The following is a 26,183-nucleotide window of genomic DNA, read 5'->3' as shown; positions in this document are numbered from 1 at the left end:
GCTGGACAGAGTTCTCCTGTGACACGTGCCGCTCTCCTCGTTGAGAACCTTGAGAACCTTGAGAACTAGTAGTGGACCCAGTGGGTCAGCGGAAGCGCAGCGCCTTCATCACCCTGAGGCTCCGGCTCATGAACGCCGCGTACTTCTCGTCGTCCATGCCGAGCGAGGGCGCCATCGGCAGCAGCCGCTGGTGGGCGACGGTCTGCGCCTCGGTGTACTTGAGGATGCCCTCGGAGCCGTGTCGGCGGCCGAGGCCGGAGTCCTTCATGCCGCCCATGGGCGACTGGACGCTGCCGTACGCGGGCGCGTAGCCCTCGTTGACGTTGACGGTTCCGGTGCGCAGCCGGGCCGCGACCGCGCGACCGCGCCGGCCGTCCTTGGTCCAGACGGAGGAATTGAGGCCGTACGCCGTGGAGTTGGCGAGTGCGACGACCTCGTCCTCGGTCTTGAAACGGTAGAGGGAGACGACGGGACCGAAGGTCTCCTCAGCGCAGACGACCATGGGCGCCTCGACGCCGTCGAGGATGGTGGGCTCGTAGAAGTAGGGGCCGATGTCGGGGCGGGCGACGCCTCCGGCCAGCACCTTCGCCCCCTTGGCGACGGCCTCGTCCACATGCCGGGTCACGGTTTCCAGCTGCCGCTCGCCGACCAGCGAGCCCATGTCCGCCCCGTACGCGAGGGACGTACCGAGCCGCATGGCCTTGGTGCGGGCGGCGAACCGCTCCGCGAACACATCGGCGACGTCCTCATGGACGTACAACCGCTCGATGGAGATGCAGAGTTGACCGGCGGAGGAGAAGCAGGCGCGCACGGCTCCGGCGGCGGCCTTGTCGATGTCCGCGTCCTCAAGGACCAGCATGGCGTTCTTGCCGCCGAGTTCGAGCGAGACGCCTACGAGACGGGCTGCGGCGCCCTGCGCGACCTCGCGCCCGGTGCGGGTGGACCCGGTGAAGGAGACGTAGTCGGCGTGCTTGACGATCTCGGGCCCGACGACGGGTCCGTCGCCGAGGACGACCTGGAACACCTCGGCGGGCAGCCCTGCCTCGATGAGCAGATCGCGCGCCCAGAGGGCGGTGAGGCAGGTCTCGGTGTCGGGCTTCATGACGACGGCGTTGCCCGCGACGAAGGCGGGGAGCGCGTCGCCGACCGACAGTTCCAGGGGGTAGTTCCAGGGCGCGATCTGGCCGACGACACCGCGCGGGTGGCGCAGTTCGGTGACCTTGGTGAGGGTCGGGATGGCGCCGGTGTGCCCCTTGGGCCGGAGGTAGGAGGGAGCCTTGCGCCCGTAGTGCCGCGCGGCCACGGCGACAGCCTGGACTTCCTCGTGCGCGTGCAGCCGGGCCTTGCCGGTCTCCAGCTGGATCAGGTCGAGGACCTCGGCCTGGCGCGCGAGCACGAGGTCGTGGAAGCGGAGCAGTACGGCCGCGCGCTGTCGTACGGGGGTGGCACCCCAGGGGACCTGAGCGGCACGGGCCCGCTCGAAGGCGGACGCGACGTCCTCGGGGGTGGACTCGGGCAGATCGGCCAGTTTCTCGCCCGTGAACGGGGTCTGGTTGGCGGTCCGCCCGGATCCGACGACGCCCTTGGTGAGCTGCGCGACCAGCTCGGGCGTGACGACATCGACGGCCGTGCGGGCGCCTGCGGGGGCGGGGGCGAGGGGGTTGGTGCCGAAGGCTTCCCCGGTGGCACTGGTGTCGCCGGTTGCGGCCGTCTCGTCGGTTGCGGCCGTCGCAGCCGTTGCGGCCGTCTCGTCCGTTGCGGCCGTCTCGTCCGTGCCGGTCTTTTCCGTGGCCTGCTCCGCGGCCTGCGAGTCCGTCATGAGCCGCAGGGTATGCCCGGCGGGGCCCTTTGGGTACCCGTCGGTAATCGGCTTTCACCGGGTACTCACACGACGCCAGTGATCGCTGGCAACGAATGCGCTGATCAGGGCGTTGTGGGTGCGGCGATCAAGGATTGGTCACTTGCGTGCGTCCCTGTCCGGGCGGACGGCGAACCCGGCTTCGAGTCACCCGCGCCGGCGATGGGCCCGCTCTCCCCGAGATGTCACTGAACGACCCGGCAGGAGTAACCACTTGACGCTCCCTTTAATCTTGCAGTCATATTCCAGCTTCACTTGTGGCACACCCGAAACACACCAAAGGAACACGCTCAAAATGAAGAGATTCGCGCTGCCCCGTACCGGCGTCGCAGCGGCCGCGTCGGTGCTGTCGCTCGCCCTGGCCACCGGCTGCTCCGACAGTGGATCCGACTCCGGAGACAGTGACAAGGCCGCCGGCGCGAAGGAGACGACGGCTGCCGCGAAGGCTCTGAGCAGCACCGAGCTGGAGAAGCTGATCGTCACCACGGCCGACGTCGACGGCTACGAGGTCACGCCGACCACAGCCGAGGACTTCGCCTCCTCCAAGGAGGAGGTCAAGGTCGTCGACGAGAAGTGCGCGCCGATCGCCTACGTCCTCACGGGATTCGCGCCGGGCGACTCGGCCGCGTACCTCAACCGCCAGGTCATGCAGGCCGCCGAGGAGGTCGAGCCCAGCGCGTCTTCCAGCAAGAGTTTGGAGGACATGACTGATGAGGAGCTCGATGACGCGATGGAGAACATCACCGGTGCCCTCGACAGCACGATGACGCTCGTCTCGCTCTCCTCGTACGAAGGGGAGGGCGCCCAGGAAACCCTTGCCTCCGTCTCCGACGCGGTCGAGGGCTGCGCGAGCGGTTTCACCGCCACGGCGGGCGGTGAGACCCAGAAGTTCACGAAGGTCGCGTCCGACAAAGCCTCCGGAAGCGGCGACGAATCGGTCGCGTTCGCGGTGACCGTCGACGCCGAAGGCAGCGAGGTCGTGGTGAAGGGCGAGGTCGTACGCCATGGCAGCACGATCGCCACGTACTACTCGATAAGTCTGGCCTCCCTCACCGGCGAGCCGGGTACCGGCACCGGCGACTACGACATCCCGGCCGAGATCATCACAGCCCAGGCCGCCAAGCTCAGCTGAACCGCCGAGCCGGCCAGGTCCCCGCCCCCGCCCTTCCTCACAGCTTGTTGATGTCCAAGTTCGCGATAGCCCTCTTGGCGACTTCACGTCCGCGTGCCGTGAAGTCGCCCTTGCCGGGGTAGCTGATCGTGAGCTTGTACATGTCGCCCGTTTTGGTCGACTTGTAGTAGAAGATCTTCAGCTCACGGGGGCGGGGGTTCTGGCTGTCGGTGGTCGTGTAGGTCACCGTGTTCTCGGCGGACAGCTTGCCCTGGTACTTGGTCTCCTTCGGGTCCGTCTTCGTCTTCGGGCCCTCAGGCATGCTGAGTTCGTACGCGCCGCTCTCCCTGAACTCGGCGTCGTCGTCGTACATTTCGGCGGCAGAGTTGGCGCTGATCTGGCCGCTGGTGTCCTCGGACTTCTTCGCGAGGTTCAGGCCGATCCAGATGCTGCCGCTCCAGTCGGAGTACGTGACCCAGTTCTTGTCCGTGTCGTCGGCGGCCGGCCTGCCCACCTGGTAGTCCGCCGGCACCGCCAACGTCGCGCCCAGCGCCTTCTGTTCCTGCTGCTTCCAGTCGTCCGGCAACGACCCCGCGAACGGATCCGCGACCACCAGGTACGCGGCCACCGCCGCCGCGACGATCACCGCGCCCAGGCCGATCAGCGTCTTGCGACCGACACGGATCCCCTTGCCTCCCTCCGAGGGCGCGATCCGCACGACCTGCGTCGGCGCAGGAGCGGGCGGCCGCGCGGCCTCCTCCAGGAGGCGCCGGACCCTGGCCGCGTCCGGGCGGCGAGAGGGCTCCTTGTCCAGCAGACCGTTGATCGTCTCGGCGAGCGGGCCGCCCGCCGAAGCGGGCGCCGCGGGCGTGGAGTTGAGGACGGACTGAAGGGTCGCCGGGGTGTTGCTGCGGCGGAAGGGCGAGACACCCTCGGTGGCCGCGTAGAGCACGACACCGAGGGACCAGAGGTCACTCTCCGGGCCCGGGCGCTGCCCCAACACCCGCTCCGGCGCGATGTACTCGGGTGATCCGACGAAGCCGCCGGTGTCCGTCAGGTTGGTCTCGCCCTCGATCTGGGCGATGCCGAAGTCGGTGAGCACGACGCGGCCGTAGCGGCCGAGCAGGACGTTGTCCGGCTTCACGTCCCGGTGCAGGATGCCCGCCGCGTGCGCGGCCTCCAGGGCGCCGAGAACCTCAAGGCCGACGCGCGCCGCCTCGCGGGCACCGAGCGTGCCTTCCTGAAGGGCGTCGCCCAGCGAACGCCCCTGCACCAACTCCATGACGATCCAGGGCTGTCCGTCCACAACCGCGACATCGTGGACGTTCACGACCGACGGATGGTCGAGCCGCGCCGCCGCGCGCGCCTCCCGGCGCATCCTCTCGAAGGCGTTGCCACGTTCACGCTCAGGAAGATGGTCCGGAATCCGAGGCTCCTTGACGGCGACCTCGCGGTCCACCGTCTCGTCCTTGGCCCGCCAGACCGTGCCCATGCCGCCGTGGCCGAGCTTGGCGAGGAGGCGGTAGCGGCCCGCGACGAGACGCCCCACACCCGGCTCCGGCTTGGACTCGTCCGGTTGCTCCACCTGTTGCGTCTGCTGCGCCTGGTGAGATTGCTCCACCTGTTGCGGCTGCCGCTCCTGGTGCGATTGCTCCACCTGCTGCGTCTGCCGCTCCTGCTGCTCCTGCTGCTCCGGGACGATCTGGGTCGGCGCGGCGTACGGGTTACCGGGGTAGGGCACACCCGGTCGCGGCGGTTGCAGACCGAAACTCGTTGGCTCATCGGCCCCGTAAGGAACTCCCCCGTTATTGCTCATGAGTCCATCCATATCGCGGCAAGCGCTTCGGCATCCAGCCCCGTCGCTTTCCAGTCACAGACCCGTGACGCGCGCGCCGCCCTTTATCTCCCCTTTACGCGGATACGAAGGTTTCCACCGACCACTTCGACGCAATGACGCAATGCCGCTACGACGCCACGAACGTGTCCACCGCCACGTCGAAGTACTCCTTCGCCTCCGTCGCCCTCCCGACGGGCGCCGACACCCACACGTCGTACATCCGGCCGCCCTCCTCCCAGCACAGGTCGTACGTGTGCCGCGCGCCCTCCGTCTCGGTGAACCCGTTCCAGGTGAACTCCCAGAACGCGGCGGGCTGTCCACCGTGTGTGGCCGAGCTGACGGCGGCATCGCGGTAACCCGGGTTCGTGGCGGGCCCCTTGGCGTCCCCGCGCAGCATCACCGCGAGTGGGCCGTCCGGTTCGGTGTCGGCCACCTTGACGCCGAGGCGGAAGGTCTGCCCCGGCGACACGTAGAAGACCCGCTCCCCCTGCGGCTCCCGGGTGAAGTCGTCGGGCACTGCGAGCGAGAACCCGCTCGGATCCGGCGCGACGCGGTAGCCCGGGGGCACCTTGCGCACGGCGGCGGGACTGGCAGGCGAGCTCGACCCCGACGCGCTCGCGGACGCCCCCGGCGCTCCGGTCGTCGACGTACCAGCCGTACTGCCCGTACTCGCCGTACTCGTCGCGCTCGCCGATGTGCCCGTGCTCGCCGTACTCGAAGGTCCCGGCGTACCGCCTCCCCCACCCCGACCATCGTTCATCAGCAACGCCGCCGCCGACACACCCGCCCCGACCATCGCGGCGACGAGCGCGGCGGCGACGAGGATGCTCCGGGTGGAGCGCTGCTGCGCCCCGGGAGGCGACGCGGAAGGCGAGGACGGCGGGGCAGGTGCGTGCGTCCTCGCCGGTATGTCCCGCTGAGTGGGCGTGTATCCGGCCGTGACCGGCGGTGTCCGCCCCGTATCCCGGAACGCGCGCAGCATCCGCTCCGCCTCCGCCGCGTCGAGCCGCTGCTCGGGATCGCGCTCAAGCAGCCCCCGTACGACGGGAAGCAGGGGCGCGGCCTGGGCCGGCGGCCGGATCTCGTCGACGACGACCGCGTGCAGGATGCCACCCAACGAGTCGCGGCGGAAAGGCGATTCGCCGCTCAGGACAGTGCACAGCAGCACGCCGAGCGACCACAGGTCGGACTCGGGGCCTGTCCTCGCCCCGGACATCCGCTCGGGCGCGGTGTACTCCGGCGAACCGACGAACGCCCCGCTCTCGGTGAGCGTCGTCGCACCCGCGACCTGGGCGATACCGAAGTCGGTGAGGACGACTCGGCCGTCCTCCGCGATGAGCACGTTCGCGGGCTTGAGGTCCCGGTGCAGGACACCCGCGTCGTGCGCGCGACGCAGCGCGCCGAGGAGGCCGATGCCGATGCGGGCGGCCTCCTGCGCGTCCACAGGGCCACGCGCGGAGATGCGCTCGGCGAGCGAGCCGCCCTCGATCAACTCCATGACGATGTAAGGGCGTTCGTCGTCCTCGACCACGTCGTGCACGACGATGATGTGCGGGTGCCTCAGCTGCGCGACTGCGCGGGCCTCGCGCAGGGTGCGGTCGCGTTGCTGACGGGCCTCGTCCGCGGAGAGCGTGGTGTCGAGGGCGATTTCCTTGACCGCGACCTCACGGCCGAGCAGTTGGTCGGTCGCGCGCCAGACGACGCCCATGCCGCCCCGCCCGATCCGCTCCTCCAGCCGGTAACGCCCCGCGATGACACGGAAGCCGTCCCCCTGATCCCCATGGGTCGCCATACGCCCCATCATGCCGCGCCGGCCGGACGGCCGACCTTCCTCAGCCCTCCCGCCAGCTCTGCAGCACGGTCTCGAACTGCTCGCGCGCAGTGGCCCAGTCGTCCGCGGGAGCGGTCATGTAGAACGCGTACTCGACCCCGCTCCGGGCGATGTACATCAGGTCGACGGCTCGGTACGGCCCTGGGAAATCCGTGTCCTTCGCCAGTGCCGTCCACGTCCACTCCAGCTGGGAACTCTGCCGGTCACGGTAGACGCCGCGCTCCAGGCTCACCTTCTCGTAGTCCACCAGACGGTCTCCCAATCCCTTCTCCAGGTCGACCTGGTGCGCATACGGATCGTTGAAGTCCGGTGAGCTGTCCACAGCAATGCGGAGGAGATGCTTGCTTCCGTCGGGGGTGTAGTCGACTTGCTGAAGGCCGCCCTCGTCGCTGAAGACACTCCGCTTCCAGCCCTCGGGAAGGGAGAGGCCGAAGCCGAAGGGGTCGTTGATTTCGACCCAGCTGTCGGGGACGGAGCCCTCGGTGCCACCCGTCGTCGAAGTCGTGGGGGAGCCGGTGGGACTCTGTGAGACAGAGGGGGAGGCGGAGGGCGAGCCCGTGTCCTGCTGTCGGCCCTCATCCCATTTCTGCAACGCGACCACGGTGCCTCCACCGACGAGCGCGGCGAGGACGATGCCGAGAACGAGCAGGCGGCTTCGGCGACGCTTCGGCGAGGGCGCCGTCGACGGCTCCGGCGTGAGGGTGGAGCCGGACGTAAGGGGTGCCTGGTGGGCCACCTGTTGGGACGTCGGCCCAGTCACCGAGGCCACCGGGGGGTACGCCGAACCGGCCGACTCCTGGTGGAACCCCTGGAACCCCCCGTCGGGCGCTCCGCCGTGCCCCGAATATCCGGGGCCTTCGAGTTGCGAGCCCACCTGTTGCGTCGGCACATAGGCCTGCGCGGCGCCCGGCCGACGGCCCTCCGCCGCCTCGGCGAGCATCTGCTCGGCCTCTTCCGCACTGGGCCGCAGGGCGGGATCCTTGCGCAGCAGCGAGGCGATCACGGGCCCCAGCGGACCGGCGTACGCGGACGGCTCGGGCTCGTCCTCCACGACGGCCCGCATGGTGGTCAGCGGCGTGGTGCGCCGGAACGCCGATCTGCCCTCCACCGCCGTGTACAGCGTCGCGCCCAGCGCCCACAGGTCGGAGGACGGACCGAATTCGTAGCCGCGCACCCGCTCGGGGGCCAGATAGTCGACCGAGCCGACGATCTCGCCGGTGCGCGTGATGGTCGTATCGCCCTCGACCTGCGCGATCCCGAAGTCGGTGAGCAGTACGCGCCGGTCGGCGGCGAGGAGGACGTTCCCGGGCTTCACGTCACGGTGCAGCACACCGGCGGCATGAGCGGCCCGCAGCGCGCGCAGCACCCACAGCCCTATCCGCGCCGCCTCGGCCGGTTCGACGCGCCCCTTCTCCTTGACCTCGTCGGCAAGCGAGTTGCCCTCGACCAGTTCCATGACGATCCACGGCCGGTTGTCGTGGTCCAGGACGTCATGAACGGTGACGACGGCCGGGTGGTTGATCCGCGCGGCGGCCCGCGCCTCGGCGCGCGTCCGGGCGAGCATCGGAGCCCGGTCGCTCTCGGCGACGTACAGCGCGGCCGTCAACTCCTTGACCGCGACCACACGGTGCAGCACCTCGTCATGTGCGCGCCACACCCGGCCCATGCCACCGCTGCCGATGGTTTCAACAAGCCGGTAGCGGCCCGCGAGGAGCAGGCCCTGCATCTGATTCACGTTTCCCCGCAGTGGTCTTGACAGGGTCAGACTAAGGAGCGGCCCCCCGCGCAGGGAACCGCCGAAGCCGTACGGAAACCGCACTGTGACGGTTATCCCTTCCGCGCGCGGACGGGAACCAAGGGAACCTTGGGCCTACGGAGGCATCTGCCGGTGCCCTGAGTCAGTGTCACCCATGTCCTGAGCAGTGTCACCCATGCCCTGAGCCGGTGTCATCCCATGACCTGATACGTCCCCGACGCCTGCTCATAAAGCCGCGTCACTTCGTCCCGTTCGGCCTCCGGGCCGCGCACCTGCACCACGTGGTAGTGCCCGTCGATGATGATCGCGAGATTGCGCACGAAGAGCTCGTGCCCTTGCCCATCGGTCCAGGTGAACTGCCCCTCGGCCATGGCCAGCCCGCCCACGTCGATCCGCCGCATCCCACTGGACGTGGCCCAGGTCGAGTCGCGGAACGGCTGCAACTCGCCCTCCCGCTCCCGCTGGTACGTCATCGGATCACTGCCGAACGTGCTCGTGCTGTCCCGACCGGGTACGAGGATCAGCTCGAAGTCTCCGTGGGAGTAGATGACTTGGCCACTCCCGTTCTTCGCCGTACGGTCCCAGCCGTTGGCCACGGCCACCCGGAAGCCCTCGGCGTCGTCACGCAGCGTGAACCCCTGGGCGACTTCGGGATCGTTGCCCGTCGAACCCGTCGAACCTGTTGAACCCGTCGAACTCGTCGACGCCGAGGGACTCTTGTCCCCGCTCGGAGACGTCTGATCGGGGCGCGGCTCGCTGCTCGCGCTCCCTCCCGCGCCGGTGTCGGGGGCGGGACTGACCTCTCCGGCGGAACCTGTCCGCTCGCCGTCCGTGCCGCTGTCCGACTCGGACTTCGGCATGAACAGCATGGCGTACGCGACCGCCGCGGCCAGCAGGAGCAGGACCAGCAGAACCAGGTTCCGCCCGAGCCGTCGGGGCTTGACCTGCTTGTTCTGCTTGGCCCGCTTGTGGCGGGCGTGCGGACTGGTCGCGGGGAGCCCGGCCCGGCGCCTGCGGACGAGCTCGCCCCGCCGCCGTACGATCGGCAGCCGACTGGGATTGACCGGGGGCGCGGCGACGACATGGGCGCCCGCCTCGGCCTCCGGTGCCGACCGCACCAAGGACCGCAGCCAGCCGCGCAGTTCCTCGAAGTCGAGCCGCTCGGTGGGGTCCTGCCGCAGCAGTGACTCCACGACCGGCCTGAGCGGCCCGCACTCCTCCGCGAACGCGGGCGGTTCCGCGCACACGAGCTGTACCAGTTCGGCGGTGTTCTCCTCCGGGTAGGGCGCGTGCCCCTGCACGGCCCGGAAGAGCAGCGCCCCCAGTGCCCAGAGATCGGTCGCGGGCCCGATCGGCGCCGCCAACTGCCAGTTCTCGTGCACCGGCCCTGCCTGCTCGGGCGCCCACCGCTCGGTCACGGGCCCGACCACGGACATCCGCGCCTGCCGGGCCCGCTCCGCGGCGAGCGCGGTGGCAGGTCCCCGCCGCGGCGGCGGCGCACCGACGACGATCTGGTCCCAACGGGTGCCCTGCCCTTGGGCGTTACCGGCGGGTGCGCCGGCCACTCCGGGTGCGCCGGCCGCTCCGGGAGCGGGGTGCACTCCGGGGGCACCGACCGCTCCGGGGACTGGGTGTCCGCCGGGGACGGGTGTGGGGACGCTGGTCGCCGGGGCCACGCCGGTGGACGTACCGCTCCCCGCGTACACGCCGGCCGAGGTGTCGCTCCCCTGAACCGTCCCGCGGTTCGCGGCTCCCGGGAGCGCGGGGCGGCCTTCACCGCCGCTGCCGGCTCCTGTTCCGGCTCCGGTCCCAGCCCCCGCCCCGGCTCCGGGACGTGGCTGGGCGCCATGCCAGGGGTTGCTGCGCCCCACTCCATACGGGTCGGCTATCTGGCCGGGAGGCGCGGGGTTCGGGCGGTGCTCCATGCCGTGGCCGGGAACCTGGTACGGGGCCTGGGCCTGACTGTGGCCGGCACCCTGCGCCGGGACCTGCCCGTGGCCGAGCCCCTGAGCCTGGGCCTGCCCGGGACCGGACCTCTGGGCCTGAGCCGGCCCACCGTGCTCCGGGGCCTGCGAGTACCCGCCACCCCCGGATGCCTGCGGATACCCGCTGTACCCCGCGACCTCACGCCCGGATGCCGACGGCGGCCCCTGCCCCTGGGCCTGGGCCTGGGCCTGGGCAGGAGCCTGAGCCTGGATCTGAGGCGCCGATGCATCGCTTTGCGGTGCAGGCCGAGCCGCGGGCAACGCCGCCTGACCGCCCCGCTGCTCTTCCTGTACCCGGGCGGCCGCGCGCGCTCCGGCACGGTAGGCGGCAATGGCCCCGGCACGCGCCGCACGAATGTCGCCCCCGCCGCCTCCAGCGCCCCCCGCGCCGCCGGTTCCCCCGGCACCCGGCGCTTCGAGCGCACGTGGACCTACGCCTCCCGCACCACGGGCCGCCGCCTCCGCGACAGGTCCTCCACGCTCCGCCCGAGCTTCGATCGCGGCCCGCCTCGCGGCTTCGGGATCCCCTCCAGCCGCAGCACCAGCCACACCGCCGACCCCGGCACCCGGCGCAACGGCCGGCCCACCAGAACCGAACCCGCGAGAGGCCCCACCGCCAGCACCACCCGACCGCCCAGCCCCCGCACCACCGGGACCACCAGGACCTCCGGGACCACTCGACCCACCGGGGCCACCCGGCCCAACACCCGCGCCACGGGCTACTACTCCCGCACCCCCACCGACTTCCCCCTCGAAGTCCCGCACCGGCACAGGGTCATATCCGCACAGCGCCTCCTCCGCGGCTCCGGCCGCCAGGCCGGTCAGCATCACGCGGCCGTCGTCGCAGACGAGCACCGTGCGTACGGTGATGTTCCGGTGCACCCACCCGTGGGCGTGCAGCACCCGCAGGGCGGTGAGGACGTCGGCGGCGATCTCGGCCGCGCGATACGGGCTCAGCGGCTTGTCGGCAAGCAACGCGGCCAGCGGCCTCGCCGCCACCAACTCGCTGACGATCCACAGCGACCCGCCCTCGGCGAACACGTCGAAGACCTGGTCGAGCCGAGGATGGTCGGGTATCTGGGCGGCAGCCTGCGCGGCGTCGATCGCCCGCCGTACGGCCGGTTCGGTGGGCCGTCGCGTGGTCCGCGCGGACGCCCGGCGCACCCCGCCGTCCCGCGCCACGAACCCCTCGGGCAGCCCGTCCGCATCGAGCACCTCGGCCTCGACGACCTCTGGCAACGGCACCTGCCGGACCAGGACTTCCTGCCCGCTGTAGGTGTCGTACGCCCGGGTCTCGGCGAGTTCGTACTCGTCGGACGGCGGCAGCGGCAAGCGGTAGCGATCGGCGAGAACCCGTCCCGCGTACTCGTCCACAATGCCTCCCCCGGCCGCCCGGTTGGTCAATTCCGTTCGCCTTGCGTCCCGTTGTGGTTCCGTACGGTCCGCAACCACTCACGATACGTGCCGGAGGCAACTCGCAAAGTAGGGATGCGATATCTCAGGGTGCCCATGCATGGCGGAACGTCACATCGGCGAGTGGTACGTCATGACTTCGGCTGGAACGTCTCGGTCAGCGTCTTCCACGTGTCCTCACGCAGATCACCGTCCCAGTCGGCCGCCTTCGCCGTATACATCAAGGCGTATCCCTGTTGCGGGCTGACGACGAACCCGCGGTCGATCGACCGGTACTTCGTGCCGCCGTCCTCGTAGGTGAACTCCCAGTCGGCCGTGTTCCAGCCTCGGTAGTCCACCGCCTCTATTCGCACCCGCTTATACTTCGACCGCGTCATGCTCCGCTCTTGGTTCTCCCAGTCCGCCACCGGGTCGTCCTTGGGCGTGGTCGTCCAGCCGATCAGGAGCTTCTGCCCGTCGGGACCGGTGAACCGGGCACCCGCCGCGTCCGTGGACGCGTAACTCCACCCGTCAGGCAGCACGATCGAGAACCCTTGACTGCCGTTGTACGTCTTTCCGTCCGCGGAGTCCGAGTCCGACGCCTCGTCGTCACTGTCCGCCCCGCTCGACGTACCGGCCTCGGCGCTGACATCGGTACTCGGCGTGCCGCCCGAGGCCGCTTCCCCGGCCGAACCCGCGGCAGAGTCGTCCGCCCCGGCACCGCTGTCCGGGTTGGTGCCGCTGTTCTCCTCGCTGCCACTTCCGGCGGTCGCCGCACCGGACGCGGCCTTGGTGCCACCGCTCTTGGAGTCACCCGAGCTGTCGTCACCCCCGTTGAGCGTGAGGGCCAGCACGATCCCGATCAACGCCAGCGCCACGACCACCGCGATGATCACCAGCGTCCGCCGCGGCACCACATCCGTCAACGGCGCCCGAGGCACCGGCCGCGGCGGCCGCTCCGGAGCCACGGGCCACCCGGAAGCCTTGGCGGCGGGCGTCGAAGCAGCGGGCGTATCAGCCGAGACAGACGCGGAGACAGAAGTAACGGCAGCAGTGCCATCCTTCCTCGACACAGGCTTGGACGCAGGTGCGGCCGGAGGCGTGGCCTTCGGTGCGAACGAAGGCGCTGACTGAGGCGTGGACTTAGATGCGGACGCAGGCTTGGCCGCGCCCGTACCCGCCGCACCCGCAGCTACCCCCGCACTGCCCGTCGACCCAGAAGCCCCCGGGCCCGAGCCCGAGCCCGAGCCCCCTGACTTGGCCCGCGCCGTCGCCGCAGCGCCGGCCGCAGCCGTGGCCGCCCCGGCCGCCGAGGCTGCCTGCCGCACGGAACGCATCGCCCCACGCAGCCGCTCCCCGGCCTCCTCACCCCGCTTGGCCCCGGAACCACCCGAGCCGGCAGAACCCGAACTCCCCTTGCCCGACTCCTCGTCCGGCAGCGGCGGCATCGCCACGACCTTCGTCGCGTCCACCTGCTCCGGCACGACGACCCTGGGCGCGGGCGCGTGCAGCACCTCGGTGAGCATCGCCCGCGCACCCTCGACATCGAGCCGCTGCTCGGGGTCCTTGGCGAGCAGCCCGTAAATCACGTCTTCCAGCGGGCCCGCGTTCTTCGGCTGCTCCACCGGCTCGGTCATCACCGCGGTGAGCGTCGCGATCGCGGAACCCTTGTCGTACGGCGGCGCACCCTCCACCGACGCGTACAACAGACCGCCCAGCGACCACAGGTCGGCGGCAGGCCCGGGCTTGTGCCCGCGCGCCCGCTCCGGCGAGATGTACGAGGGCGCGCCGACGAGCATGCCGGTCGAGGTGATGGACGGGTCACCCTCGACCTGCGCGATCCCGAAGTCGGTCAGCACGACCCGGCCGTCCTCGGAGATCAGCACGTTCGACGGCTTCACGTCGCGGTGCAGGATGCCCTCGCGGTGCGCCGAACGCAGCACATCGAGAATCGCCAGCCCGACCTCGGCCGCCCGAGTGGGGGTGAGCACGCCGTCCTCGCGGATGACCTCGGCGAGCGACTTGCCCTCGACGAGCTCCATCACGATCCACGGCCGGTTGTCCTCGTCGACCACGTCGAAGACCGTCACCGCGCCGTTGTTACGGATCCGCGCGATCGCCTTGGCCTCGCGCAGGGTGCGCGTGATCAGCCGCCGCTTTTCGTCCTCGTCGATGCTCGACGGGAACCGCAGCTCCTTGACGGCGACCGTACGGCCCAAGGTCTCGTCCTCGGCCCGCCACACCGTGCCCATGCCACCGCGGCCGAGAACATCTCCCAGCCGGTACCGCCCGGCGAGGAGACGTTCGCTCCTGTCCTGACGGGATGCTCCCGCCCGCTCCGCCTCCGACATGCGTCCCCTCAAGCAACCCGCCCTGACAGAGCCTTCATTGTCCCTCACCCGACAAGTGCCCGATGCCGTGGGGCCCCTCAAGAGTGGACCGCCCGACGTCCCGTACCCCGCGGTCCCGCATGATGGCCCTCAACAAGGAAGGACCGCCGATGCCGCCCCGCCGGACACCTCGGACACTCCTGGCGATACCCGCCGTCCTGGCGTTCCTCGGCCTGGCCCCGACCGGCGTGCTCGCCTCGGCTCCAACCAGCGCGCAAACCCCCACGTCCCAGCCCTCGGCCGGCGTGCAAGCCCACACGTCCGAGCCCTCAGCCGGCGCGCAATCCTCCACGTCCGTGCCCCCAACCGGCCCGCGAACCCCCACGTCCGCGCCCTCCACCACCTCTCGAACCCTCACGTCCCCGGCACCAGCCGAATCGCAAGCCCCCGCCGCCCCTTCCACGGACGCCGCCCTCGCCGCCTTCGTCACCCGCGGCAAGGCCCCCGGCGCAGCCCTGCTGGCTCAGGACGACTCCGGCTCACGCTTCGCCACCGCCGGTGACGGAATCGGCCGCTCCGACCACTTCCGCGCGGGCAGCATCACCAAGACGTTCATCGCGACCGTGGTCCTGCAACTGGCCGCCGAACACCGGCTGTCCCTGTCGGACACCGTGGACGCCCACCTCCCGGGCCTGGTGAGCGGCGCGGGCAACGACGGCAGCCGTCTGACCCTGCGCACCCTGCTCACCCACACGAGCGGCCTGTACGACTTCACCGCCGACACCTTGGGCACCGTCCCCGTGACCCCGCTTCAGGCCGTACGCATCGCGCTCACCCACCCCCCGGCCGCCCCCGGCCACTACGCCTACTCGAACACCAATTACGTACTGCTCGGCATGATCATCGAGCAGGTCACCGGCAACTCGTACGCCACCGAGGCCGAGCGCCGCATCCTCACCCCCCTCCGTCTGACCGGCACCTCCTTCCCAGGCACCCGCACCTCTCTCCCCGCACCGCACGGCCGCGCATACGCCGCCGACGGCTCCGACGTCACCGAACTCGACCCGCGCGTGGCCGGCGCGGCGGGCGAGCTGGTCACCACGCTCACCGACCTGGACCGCTTCTACTCGGCCCTCCTCACCGGCGAGCTGCTCCCGCCCGGCCAACTGCGGGAGATGCTCGACACCCGCGCCGCACACGGCTCGTACGGCATGGGCCTCTACCCGGTGAAGCTGCCGTGCGGCACCACCGTGTGGGGCCACAACGGCCGCATATCCGGCAGCTACGTGCGCACCGCAGCCACCGTCGACGGTCGTCGTGTCCTCACCTTCCGGGTGAACACGGACGGGATCGCAGACCCTGACCTCGAACCGGCCCTGCTCGCCGCCGAGTTCTGCCCCCGCACCCAGTAGAACGGACACGTTCCGAGCAAAGATCCCAGCTCACGACACTCGTTCGAGTGACATCAACGGGAGCCATCAGCGGGAGCCATCAGCAGGAGCCATCAGCAGCCGGAGTCCAGGTAGCCAGCGGTGCCCGCCGGTCAGAGCGGCACGATGTCCGGCGCCCCCAGCCGCGCCGCGTCCGCCGTCAGGTCGTCCGGCTGCCGCTGCGACTCCCGCTCGGCCTCGACCCGCTTTTCGTAGTGCTCCACTTCCCGTTCGATCTGGTCCTTGTCCCAGCCGAGCACCGGCGCCATGAGCTCCGCGGCCTCCCGAGCACTGCGCGTTCCACGGTCGAAGGTCTCGATCGAGATGCGGGTGCGCCGGGTCAGCACGTCGTCCAGGTGCCGGGCTCCCTCGTGCGAGGCGGCGTAGACGACCTCGGCCCGCAGATAGTCCTCGGCGGCCCCCAGGGGCTCACCGAGTGAGGGATTGACGGCGATGAGGTCGAGCAGTTCCTCGGCGAGTACGCCGTACCGGTTCAACAGGTGCTCCACGCGCACCACATGGAGCCCGGTGCGTGCCGCGATCCGTGCCCGCGCGTTCCACAGCGCCCGGTACCCCTCGGCACCGAGCAGCGGAATGTCCTCCGTGACGCACTCGGCGACCCGCTGGTCGAGACCGTGCACCGCCTCGTCCACCGCGTCCTTGGCCATCACCCGGTACGTCGTGTACTTGCCGCCCGCCACGACCACGAGCCCGGGCACCGGATGCGCCACGGTGTGCTCGCGCGACAGCTTGCTGGTGGCGTCCGACTCACCGGCGAGCAACGGCCGCAGCCCCGCGTACACACCCTGGACGTCGTCGCGGGTGAGCGGCACCGAGAGCACCGAGTTCACGTGCTCCAGCAGATAGTCGATGTCCGCGCTGGACGCCGCCGGATGGGCCTTGTCGAGGTCCCAGTCGGTGTCGGTGGTGCCGATGATCCAGTGGCGCCCCCACGGGATCACGAAGAGCACGGACTTCTCGGTGCGCAGGATCAGCCCCGACGTCGAGTTGATCCGGTCCTTCGGTACGACCAGATGGATGCCCTTGGACGCCCGTACATGGAACTGTCCCCGCTCCCCCACCATCGCCTGGGTGTCGTCGGTCCACACACCCGTGGCGTTCACCACCTGCTTGGCGCGGACCTCGTACTCCCCGCCCCCTTCGACATCCTGCACCTTGGCACCGACAACGCGCTCGCCCTCGCGCAGGAAGCCGGTCACGCGCGCGCGGTTGGCGACCTTCGCGCCGTACGCCGCCGCCGTACGCACCAGGGTCGCCACATAGCGGGCGTCATCCATCTGCGCGTCGTAGTACTGCAGGGCGCCGATCAGCGCGTCCTTCTTCAGGGCGGGGGCGACGCGTAGGGCGTGGCGGCGGGTCAGATGGCGGTGATGGGGCAGGCCCCGGCCGTGTCCACGGGCCATCGCCATGGCGTCGTAGAGCGCGACGCCCGAGCCCGCGTACAGCCGCTCCCAGCCCTTGTGCTGGAGCGGGTAGAGGAACGGAACGGGTTTCACGAGGTGTGGCGCGAGCCGTTCGAGGAGGAGCCCGCGTTCCTTCAGGGCCTCGCGCACCAGTGTGAAGTCGAGCATCTCCAGATAGCGCAGGCCACCGTGGATCAGTTTGCTGGACCTGCTCGACGTGCCCGACGCCCAGTCGCGCGCCTCGACCAGGCCTGTGGACAGGCCGCGTGTCACGGCGTCCAGCGCGGTGCCCGCACCGACCACGCCCGCGCCCACGACCAGCACATCCAGTTCACGCTCGGCCATTCCCGCCAGTGCCTCGGCGCGCTCCGCCGGCCCCAGTGTCGCTGTCCTCACCGCTGCCTCCCGCTCTTGGTCGCGCCGGCCTCACCTGTCAGGCGGGCCCGTGCTCACATCCCCCATGCCCAAAGTCTGACCTTCTTCCCCTCCTTCGGCCACCAGTCACCGGCAGCCTGTGGACAACACTCGGGGAATCCCGAACGCGCAATCCCGCAAATCGGTCATATTTACTCCTAGTCTGACATTGCGCTCGCCCGTCCTGTCCACAGGGCTTGCGCACCTGTCCCGCTTCGGCTATTGGGAAGGACGGCCCACTCCATGCCCGCAGACCTCGCCGTCATCGGACTCGGTCATCTCGGCCTGCCCCTGGCCCAGGCCGCCGTCGCGGCCGGCATCCCCACACTCGGCTACAAGACCGGCCCTGAAGGCGGCTCCCTCAGCCCCGCCGAACTGCGCCGGATGCTCTCGGGGGGCTTCCGGCCCGCCACCGACCCCGCGGAACTCGGCCGCGTCCGCACCGCGGTCATCTGCGCCCCGACCTCGCGCGGCGCGGACGGCGCACTGGACCTGAGCCAGCTGGAGGCGGCCGCCCGCACCCTGGCCGCACAGCTGCGCCCGCACACCACGGTGATCCTCGAATCGCCCGTGCGCCCGGGCACCACCGAGGAATTCCTCCGCCCGCTCCTCGAAGAGGGCTCCGGACTGCGCGCGGGGCGCGATTTCCATCTCGCCTATTCGCCCAGTCGGGTCGACCCCGGCAACCGCGACTTCGGCCCCGCCAACACCCCGAAGGTCATCGGCGGCCTGACACCCGCCTGCACCGAGTCGGCCGCCGCCTTCTACGGACGCCTCACCGACAAGGTGGTACGCGCGCGTGGCCCACGCGAAGCGGAAACCGTGCAGCTCCTTGAGACCAATTTCCGGCACGTCAACATCGCCCTGGTCAACGAGATGGCCGTGCTCTGCCACGACCTGGGCGTCGACCTGTGGGACGTCATCCGCTGCGCCGAGACCAAGCCGTTCGGCTTCCAGGCGTTCCGGCCGGGCCCCGGAGTCGGCGGCCACGGAATCGCCCAGGACCTGACAGGCCACTCCGGGCGCACCCTACGGATGGTCGAACTCGCCCAGCAGGTCAACAACCACATGCCCCAGTACGTCATCCAGCGCGCCGCCACGCTCCTCAACGAGCACGGCAAATCTGCCCGCGCCGCGCGCGTGCTCCTCCTCGGCGTCACCTACAAGGCCGACCTCGCCGACCAACAGGGCACCCCCGCCCACGAGATCGCCCTGCGTCTGATGGAACTCGGCGCGTCCGTCAGCTACCACGACCCGCTCGTCCCGGCGTGGCGTGTCCTCGGCCGCCCGGTCCCGCGTGCCGACTCCCTCTACGAGGCCGCGGCCGACGCAGACCTCACGATCCTGCTCCAGCAGCACCGCACGTACGACCTCCAAGGACTGTCCGTGAAGGCCCAACTCCTCCTGGACACACGAGGAGCGACCCCGACCGGGGCGGCCCACCGGCTCTGACCCCCCGGAAATACCTCTCCCGTATGTCAGTGGTGACTGCTAGTGTCCGGGGCCGTTGTCGCACACGCGTGCGCCCACGTCCCACGCACATCAGTGCGCCCACCATCCAGACATCTTCGGGGGATCTCCACCATGAGCCAGCCCACGCCGCCTTCCCAGCCCACCGAGGGCAACCCGTACGCCGGCCAGCAGCCTGTCGGCGGCAATCCGTACGCCGATCAGCAGCCCACGGGCGGCAACCCGTTCGCGGGTCAGCAGCAGCCCACCGGTGGCAACCCGTTCGCGGGCCAGCAGCAGCCCGGCTTCGTCCCGCCGGCGCCGCGCCGGGGCAATGTCGGCCTCGGCATCGTGGCCGCCGTTGTCGCGGCGCTGGTGACCGCAGGTATTTACGGCGCCATAGTCGGCGCCACGGGGTACGAGATCGGCTACGCCGCGGTCGGTGTCGGCTTCCTCATAGGCCTCGCCGCGGGCAAGGTCGGCGGCAGCAACCCCGTACTGCCGGTCGTGAGCGCCGTCGTCTCCCTGGGCGCCGTCTACATGGGCCAGCTCATCGGTGTCGCGATGATCGGAGCCGACGAGTCCGGTATCTCCGCGACCACGCTCCTCACCGACCACTTCGACCTGGTGCGCGCGGCCTGGAAGGAGACGGCCGACTTCATGACCTACCTGTTCTTCGCGATCGGCGCCTTCGCCGCTTTCTCGGGGACCAAGAAGGCCGCCGCGTAACCCGGTTCACGTACCGGTTCACGTAAGGCGAAGGGGCCCGCATCACCACCAGGTGACCGGGCCCCTTCGTGCCGTACGAGCTGTCCCACGAGCTGTCGCACGACCTACCGCTTGTGCTGCGAGTCCGCCACCGTCACCTCGACGCGCTGGAACTCCTTGAGCTCGCTGTAGCCGGTCGTGGCCATCGCCCGACGCAGCGCGCCGAAGATGTTCATGGAGCCGTCCGGGATGTGCGAGGGGCCGGCCAGGATCTCCTCGATGGTGCCCACCGTGCCGAGGTCGACCTTCTTGCCGCGCGGGAGCTCGTCGTTGACGGCCTCCATGCCCCAGTGGTGGCCCTTGCCGGGCGCGTCGGTGGCGCGGGCCAGCGGAGAGCCCATCATCACGGAGTCGGCGCCGCAGGCGATCGCCTTGGGGAGGTCGCCGGACCAGCCCACACCGCCGTCGGCGATGACGTGCACATAGCGACCGCCGGACTCGTCCATGTAGTCACGGCGGGCGGCCGCGACATCGGCGACCGCGGTCGCCATCGGGACCTGGATGCCCAGCACGTTGCGCGTGGTGTGCGCGGCGCCGCCGCCGAAGCCGACGAGGACACCGGCCGCGCCCGTACGCATCAGGTGCAGGGCCGCGGTGTACGTGGCGCAGCCGCCGACGATCACCGGGACGTCGAGCTCGTAGATGAACTGCTTGAGGTTCAGCGGCTCGGCGGCACCGGAGACGTGCTCCGCCGACACCGTCGTACCGCGGATGACGAAGATGTCCACACCCGCGTCCACGACGGCCTTGGAGAACTGCGCCGTGCGCTGCGGTGACAGGGCCGCGGCGGTGACGACGCCGGAGTCGCGCACCTCCTTGATGCGCTGCCCGATCAGCTCCTCCTTGATGGGAGCCGCGTAGATCTCCTGGAGGCGGCGGGTCGCGGTGTCCGAGTCCAGCTCCGCGATCTCGTCGAGCAACGGCTGCGGGTCCTCGTACCGCGTCCACAGCCCTTCGAGGTTGAGCACGCCCAGTCCGCCGAGCTCTCCGATACGGATCGCGGTGGCCGGGGAGACGACCGAGTCCATCGGGGCGGCCAGGAAGGGCAGCTCGAAGCGGTAGGCGTCGATCTGCCAGGCGATCGAGACCTCCTTCGGGTCCCGGGTACGGCGGCTCGGGACGACGGCGATGTCGTCGAAGGCGTACGCCCGGCGGCCGCGCTTGCCGCGCCCGATCTCGATCTCAGTCACGTGTGTGGCCTTTCCCTCTTTGGTTCTGCGTCTCCCAGTATCGCCGACGCCCACGACAAGGGCGGCCCCGGGAACCCCCGGGACCGCCCTCAAGCCGTACGGCTACTGGTTACGGCTGCTGCTGACGACTACTGACTACGGCTGTAGTTCGGCGCCTCGACCGTCATCTGGATGTCGTGCGGGTGGCTCTCCTTGAGGCCCGCCGAGGTGATGCGGACGAAGCGGCCCTTGGACTCCATCTCGTCGATGGAGGCGGCGCCCACGTAGCCCATGGTCTGGCGCAGACCGCCGACGAGCTGGTGAAGTACGTTGCCCAGCGGGCCGCGGTAGGGCACCTGGCCCTCGATGCCCTCGGGGACGAGCTTGTCGTCGGAGGCCACGTCGGCCTGGAAGTAGCGGTCCTTGGAGTACGACCGGCCCTGGCCCCTGGACTGCATGGCGCCGAGGGAGCCCATACCGCGGTACGACTTGAACTGCTTGCCGTTGATGAAGAGCAGCTCGCCGGGTGACTCCTCACAGCCCGCGAGGAGGCTGCCGAGCATCACCGTGTCGGCGCCGGCCGCGAGGGCCTTGCCGATGTCGCCGGAGTACTGGAGGCCTCCGTCGCCGATCACCGGGACACCTGCGGCGCGCGCCGCGAGGGCCGCTTCGTAGATGGCGGTGACCTGGGGGACGCCGATGCCGGCGACCACGCGGGTGGTACAGATCGAGCCGGGGCCCACGCCCACCTTGACGCCGTCGACACCGGCGTCGATCAGGGCCTGGGCGCCGTCACGGGTGGCTACGTTGCCGCCGATCACGTCGACGCCGACGCTCGACTTGATCTTCGCCATCCAGTTGAGGGCGTTGCTGTTGTGTCCGTGCGAGGTGTCGACGATCAGGAAGTCCACACCGGCCTCGGCCAGCGCCTGAGCCCGCTCCAGGGCCTCGGGGCTGGCGCCGACGGCGGCACCCACCAGCAGGCGGCCCTCGGCGTCCTTGGCGGCGTTCGGGTACTTCTCGGCCTTCACGAAGTCCTTGACCGTGATGAGGCCCTTGAGGATGCCCGCGTCGTCGACCAGCGGAAGCTTCTCGATCTTGTGGCGGCGCAGCAGCTGCATCGCGTCGTTGCCCGAGATGCCGACCTTGCCGGTGACCAGGGGCATCGGGGTCATGACCTCGCGCACCTGGCGCGAGCGGTCGGTCTCGAAGGCCATGTCGCGGTTGGTGACGATGCCGAGCAGCTTGCCGTTGCCGTCGGTGACGGGGACACCGCTGATGCGGAACTTGGCGCACAGCGCGTCGGCCTCGCCCAGCGTCGCGTCCGGGTGCACCGTGATCGGGTCGGTGACCATGCCGGACTCGGAGCGCTTCACGAGGTCGACCTGGTTGACCTGGTCCTCGATGGAGAGGTTCCGGTGCAGCACGCCCACGCCGCCCTGCCGTGCCATGGCGATCGCCATGCGCGACTCGGTCACTTTGTCCATCGCCGCCGAGAGCAGCGGGATGTTCACACGTACGTTGCGGGAGATGCGGGACGAGGTGTCGACCGCGTTGGGCAGCACTTCCGAAGCGCCCGGCAGCAACAGCACGTCGTCGTAGGTCAGCCCGAGTGTCGCGAATTTGGCGGGCACTCCGTCGACGTTGGCAGTCATGACACCTTCCCCAAATGGCCTTGATCGGTGCGGATGTCCATGCTAACGGGAAGCAAGGGTCTCTCATTCCATGGCCTGGGTAAGCCCGGGGCTTCGTACTTTCGTACGGGTCTCGAGGCGTCGCCGTTCATCCCGGCACCGGAAGCCCTGTCCTGGGCTCGAGCCCAGCTCCGTGAACCCGGCCCGCTCGGCGCGGGCCGGTACCTTTCGGCGCGAGCCGGTCACTTCAGCGCGGGCCGGTTTTCGACGTCCGGCTCCCCGCTGTCGCGGTGGACAACAACAGCCGCCCCGGCCGAGCCAAGCCCGGCACCGCCGGAAACCGCCGTCCAGCTCCCCACCGTCGCGGCGGGAAAACCCGCCGTCCCGGCCGGGCCGCACACGGCACCGCCGTCCCGGCCGAGCCAAGCCCGGCACCGCCGGAAACCACAGTGCAGCTCCCCCACCATCGCGGCGGGGGAAAACCCGCCATCCCAGCTGGACAAGCCCGGCACCGCCATCGCGACCGAAAGGAACCGGAAACCCGCCCCCGAACAACGCTCGACTACTGCTCCGCCAACGCCCGCAGCCGGCTCAACGCCCGGTGCTGAGCCACCCGCACCGCCCCGGGTGACATTCCCAACATCTGTCCGGTCTCCTCGGCCGTGAGGCCCACCGCGATCCTCAGCAGGAGTAGCTCGCGTTGGTTGTCGGGGAGGTTGGCCAGGAGTTTCTTGGCCCATTCGGCGTCGCTGCTGAGCAGGGCGCGCTCTTCGGGGCCGAGGGAGTCGTCGGGCCGCTCGGGCATCTCGTCCGAGGGAACAGCGGTGGAACCGGGGTGTCGCATCGCCGCGCGCTGCAGGTCGGCGACCTTGTGCCCGGCGATGGCGAAGACGAACGCCTCGAAGGGGCGCCCGGTGTCCTTGTAGCGCGGCAGCGCGAGAAGCACCGCGACGCAGACCTCCTGCGCCAGGTCCTCCACGAAGTGCCGCGCGTCACCGGGAAGCCGGGACAGCCGAGTGCGGCAGTAGCGCAGCGCGAGGGGGTGAACATGGGCGAGCAGATCGTGCGTGGCCTGCTCGTCACCGTCGACCGCGCGATGGACGAGCCCACCGATCCCCGTCGTCTCGTCGTCGCGCATCGGTCCATGGTGCCTCGGCGTCGTCCGATCCGTGGCACCGCGTCCGTAGTTGTGCACCGAAGCGTTATGAGCAGGTGCGCCGGAACTCATCTCCTGCGCCCTCCCCTTCCGCTCGACCGAATCGTCCCCGAGGAACTCCACACCTCAAGGATGCGGCATCCGCCGGGAAACGGGGCTCAGGCATCGGAGCGACTCTCTCCGAGGGCCCGACCCCGCCCGCCACAAGACGGGCAGGGACTACTGCCGTTGTACCCCCACGGCGGCTCACTTAGCGAACCAGGCCCCACCGGAAACCGAGCGCCACGGCGTGCGCACGGTCCGAGGCACCGAGCTTCTTGAAGAGTCGCCTGGCATGCGTCTTCACCGTGTCCTCGGAGAGGAACAGCTCACGGCCGATCTCCGCGTTGGAGCGGCCGTGGCTCATACCCTCCAGGACCTGGATCTCCCGCGCGGTGAGCGTGGGAGCGGCGCCCATCTCGGCCGACCGCAGTCTGCGCGGGGCGAGCCGCCAGGTGGGGTCGGCGAGCGCCTGGGTCACGGTCGCGCGCAGTTCGGCACGCGAGGCGTCCTTGTGCAGATAGCCTCGGGCGCCGGCGGCGACGGCGAGCGCCACGCCGTCCAGGTCCTCGGCAACGGTGAGCATGATGATGCGCGCACCGGGGTCGGCGGACAACAGCCGCCGAACAGTCTCGACGCCGCCCAGACCGGGCATGCGTACGTCCATCAAAATCAGGTCCGAACGGTCGGCACCCCAGCGGCGGAGTACTTCCTCACCGTTGGCCGCCGTCGTCACACGCTCGACGCCGGGCACGGTCGCCACCGCACGACGTAGCGCCTCTCGGGCAAGTGGGGAGTCGTCGCAGACGAGGACGGATGTCATGGCCGTCCTCCGCAGCTGATGCGCGTCACCTTGAGCCTCCAGGCTGGTACGAATCGTCACCGATGCGGTCGACACTCGCCGACGGAAACTGCCGTCTGCCCGAGCGCTTGTTCCTTCGACCGCCTCGGCAATCTCAACGATGGTCACTCGAAAGAGTTACGGGGCAGCCAGTCGTCTTCGGCACTGTACGTGAGGGTGCGGACACGGTGCAGACATGCGCGGCGGACCCACAACCTTTCATCACAACCCATGCCCCATTTAGCCCGATTTCTTCGCTTTTACTGGTGTCTGTGGGTAGATTCGCAATGAGTCATATTTTCATCTCCTTAGATCGTAGATGTACGGTCGGTGGGCACATAGCAGCCCAGAACGGCAACAAGGGGACACGCAATGGCAGATTTCTCCCGCCTTCCCGGTCCGAACGCGGACCTCTGGGACTGGCAGCTCCTCGCGGCTTGCCGCGGGGTCGACAGCTCGCTCTTCTTCCACCCGGAGGGCGAGCGCGGTGCGGCACGGAGCGCACGCGAGAACTCGGCCAAAGAGGTCTGCATGCGATGCCCGGTGCGCGCGGAGTGCGCGGCACACGCGCTGGCGGTGCGCGAACCGTACGGCGTATGGGGCGGGTTGACCGAGGACGAGCGCGAAGAGCTCATGGGACGGGCACGCAACCGGCTGGTCTCGGCATCGGCCACCGGAAGCAGTCCACCTTCGAACAACTGAAGGAACGTTTCTGCTTGCCGGGCACGCGCACGCCGTGCCCCTACTTTTCCGATCCAGCGCCCGTAGCGGCCCGCGCCCTGACCGGCCCGCGTCCTACCTGCGCAGGGGCTACCGCCGCGCGGCCCACGCCAGTCGGTCCAGCGTCGCCGCCACCGCGGGCACCTGGGCGAGATCCGGCAGCGTGAGCGCGACGATCTCCCGCCGCAACGGGGGCTCCACCGTCACCATGCGCGCCCCCTTGGGCCGTACGGACTCGATGGCGAGCTCCGGAAGAACCGCGACCCCGAGACCGGCGCCCACCAGGCCGACCACGGCCGGGTAGTCGTCGGTGGCGAAGTCGATTCGGGGCTCGAAGCCCGCGCCGCGGCAGACCTCGACCAGTTGTCGGCGGCAGCGCGGGCAGCCCGCGATCCACGGATCCTCGGCGAGTTCGCCGATGGCGACCGACCCGGCCCCGGCAAGTCGGTGGCCCTCGGGGACGAGCCCGACAAGGCGGTCGAGGAGCAGGGGACGTACGACCAGGTCGTCCCACATCTCGACCTCATCGACGCCCGTCACCCCCTCGTACCGGAACGCCAGTGCGATGTCGCAGTCACCTTCGCGGAGCATCTCGACGGAGCGCGGCGGCTCGGCCTCCTCCAGGGAGACCCGGGTGCCCGGGTGCGCGGCACGTAGGGCGGCGAGGGCCGTGGGTACGAGCGTGGAACTGCCGCTGGGGAAGGAGACGAGCCGGACTCGGCCCGCGCGCAGGCCCGCGATGGCGGCGACCTCCTCCTCGGCGGCCGTCAGCCCCGCGATGATGCCGGCCGCGTGCCGGACCAGTGCGTCGCCCGCCTGCGTCAGACGCATCTCGCGGCCCGTACGGATCAGCAGCGGTGTGCCGACGGACGCTTCGAGCGCCTTCATCTGCTGGCTGACGGCGGGCTGGGTGCAGCCGAGTTCGCGTCCCGCCGCCGAGAAGGAACCGGTGGCGGCGACGGCGCGCAGGACACGGAGATGACGGGCCTCGATCACATTTTGAGCATAAGGGTTCCTTGGGTGTAGAAGCGAATATTAC

At 70.2% G+C, this 26,183-nt stretch carries 17 protein-coding genes; 5 read left to right on the top strand and 12 right to left on the bottom strand.

Annotated features, from left to right (window positions below; genetic code table 11):
• Positions 1-85 precede the first annotated feature (85 nt).
• A complete protein-coding gene (locus AB0N66_RS20945) occupies positions 86-1,819 on the bottom strand; it encodes a succinic semialdehyde dehydrogenase (protein WP_365437008.1) in 1,734 nt (577 codons plus the stop codon).
• Between the two features lie 334 nt (positions 1,820-2,153).
• Between AB0N66_RS20945 and AB0N66_RS20940 the strand changes: the two genes are divergently transcribed.
• Entirely contained in the window at positions 2,154-2,990 is an 837-nt protein-coding gene (locus tag AB0N66_RS20940; protein ID WP_365437005.1) for a hypothetical protein, read from the top strand.
• 37 nt (positions 2,991-3,027) lie between these two features.
• Here the strand turns inward: AB0N66_RS20940 and AB0N66_RS20935 are convergent, their stop codons facing one another.
• The 5 genes from AB0N66_RS20935 to AB0N66_RS20915 form a co-directional block, all read right to left on the bottom strand.
• Positions 3,028-4,785 carry a serine/threonine-protein kinase gene (locus tag AB0N66_RS20935; RefSeq protein ID WP_365437002.1) on the bottom strand — a complete coding sequence of 586 codons (1,758 nt, stop codon included), beginning with the start codon at positions 4,783-4,785 and terminating at the stop codon, positions 3,028-3,030.
• A gap of 148 nt (positions 4,786-4,933) precedes the next feature.
• On the bottom strand, positions 4,934-6,598 hold the full coding sequence (locus AB0N66_RS20930; protein WP_365436999.1) for a serine/threonine-protein kinase: 1,665 nt from the start codon (positions 6,596-6,598) through the stop codon (positions 4,934-4,936).
• Positions 6,599-6,638: 40 nt separating this feature from the next.
• The gene (locus AB0N66_RS20925) at positions 6,639-8,363 is read right to left on the bottom strand and encodes a serine/threonine-protein kinase (protein ID WP_365437501.1); all 1,725 of its coding nucleotides are present in this window, start codon (positions 8,361-8,363) and stop codon (positions 6,639-6,641) included.
• A 221-nt stretch (positions 8,364-8,584) separates the two neighbouring features.
• Complete coding sequence (locus tag AB0N66_RS20920) at positions 8,585-11,752, bottom strand: protein kinase (protein ID WP_365436996.1); 3,168 nt, start codon at positions 11,750-11,752, stop codon at positions 8,585-8,587.
• A 170-nt stretch (positions 11,753-11,922) separates the two neighbouring features.
• On the bottom strand, positions 11,923-14,121 hold the full coding sequence (locus AB0N66_RS20915; protein ID WP_365436993.1) for a serine/threonine-protein kinase: 2,199 nt from the start codon (positions 14,119-14,121) through the stop codon (positions 11,923-11,925).
• A gap of 335 nt (positions 14,122-14,456) precedes the next feature.
• On the opposite strand from AB0N66_RS20915, the gene AB0N66_RS20910 reads away from it, so the two are divergent.
• A complete protein-coding gene (locus AB0N66_RS20910) occupies positions 14,457-15,512 on the top strand; it encodes a serine hydrolase domain-containing protein (protein WP_365436990.1) in 1,056 nt (351 codons plus the stop codon).
• Positions 15,513-15,643: 131 nt separating this feature from the next.
• On the opposite strand, the gene AB0N66_RS20905 is transcribed toward AB0N66_RS20910, so the two are convergent.
• Complete coding sequence (locus tag AB0N66_RS20905; protein ID WP_365436987.1) at positions 15,644-17,350, bottom strand: glycerol-3-phosphate dehydrogenase/oxidase; 1,707 nt, start codon at positions 17,348-17,350, stop codon at positions 15,644-15,646.
• Positions 17,351-17,611: 261 nt separating this feature from the next.
• On the opposite strand from AB0N66_RS20905, the gene AB0N66_RS20900 reads away from it, so the two are divergent.
• Together AB0N66_RS20900 and AB0N66_RS20895 are read left to right on the top strand one after the other, a co-directional pair.
• On the top strand, positions 17,612-18,820 hold the full coding sequence (locus AB0N66_RS20900; protein WP_365436983.1) for a nucleotide sugar dehydrogenase: 1,209 nt from the start codon (positions 17,612-17,614) through the stop codon (positions 18,818-18,820).
• Positions 18,821-18,952: 132 nt separating this feature from the next.
• The gene (locus tag AB0N66_RS20895; protein WP_365436980.1) at positions 18,953-19,546 is read left to right on the top strand and encodes a hypothetical protein; all 594 of its coding nucleotides are present in this window, start codon (positions 18,953-18,955) and stop codon (positions 19,544-19,546) included.
• Between the two features lie 104 nt (positions 19,547-19,650).
• On the opposite strand, the gene AB0N66_RS20890 is transcribed toward AB0N66_RS20895, so the two are convergent.
• From AB0N66_RS20890 to AB0N66_RS20875, 4 genes are all read right to left on the bottom strand, one after another.
• The gene (locus AB0N66_RS20890; RefSeq protein WP_365436977.1) at positions 19,651-20,775 is read right to left on the bottom strand and encodes a GuaB3 family IMP dehydrogenase-related protein; all 1,125 of its coding nucleotides are present in this window, start codon (positions 20,773-20,775) and stop codon (positions 19,651-19,653) included.
• A 128-nt stretch (positions 20,776-20,903) separates the two neighbouring features.
• Complete coding sequence (gene guaB, locus AB0N66_RS20885; RefSeq protein ID WP_365436974.1) at positions 20,904-22,409, bottom strand: IMP dehydrogenase; 1,506 nt, start codon at positions 22,407-22,409, stop codon at positions 20,904-20,906.
• 541 nt (positions 22,410-22,950) lie between these two features.
• Positions 22,951-23,526: a sigma-70 family RNA polymerase sigma factor gene (locus AB0N66_RS20880; RefSeq protein WP_365436972.1), complete on the bottom strand. Its 576-nt coding sequence runs from the start codon at positions 23,524-23,526 to the stop codon at positions 22,951-22,953.
• A 268-nt stretch (positions 23,527-23,794) separates the two neighbouring features.
• Positions 23,795-24,406: a response regulator transcription factor gene (locus AB0N66_RS20875; RefSeq protein ID WP_003948568.1), complete on the bottom strand. Its 612-nt coding sequence runs from the start codon at positions 24,404-24,406 to the stop codon at positions 23,795-23,797.
• Positions 24,407-24,796: 390 nt separating this feature from the next.
• Between AB0N66_RS20875 and AB0N66_RS20870 the strand changes: the two genes are divergently transcribed.
• Positions 24,797-25,126, top strand: coding sequence for a WhiB family transcriptional regulator (locus AB0N66_RS20870; protein WP_365436969.1), 330 nt, complete (start codon positions 24,797-24,799; stop codon positions 25,124-25,126).
• A 108-nt stretch (positions 25,127-25,234) separates the two neighbouring features.
• On the opposite strand, the gene AB0N66_RS20865 is transcribed toward AB0N66_RS20870, so the two are convergent.
• Positions 25,235-26,140, bottom strand: coding sequence for a LysR family transcriptional regulator (locus AB0N66_RS20865; RefSeq protein WP_365436966.1), 906 nt, complete (start codon positions 26,138-26,140; stop codon positions 25,235-25,237).
• Positions 26,141-26,183 lie beyond the last annotated feature (43 nt).

The organism is Streptomyces sp. NPDC093544, assembly GCF_040683495.1.
In the GTDB taxonomy this organism is placed as follows: domain Bacteria; phylum Actinomycetota; class Actinomycetes; order Streptomycetales; family Streptomycetaceae; genus Streptomyces.
This window is presented reverse-complemented; position numbering and strand designations above follow the sequence as displayed.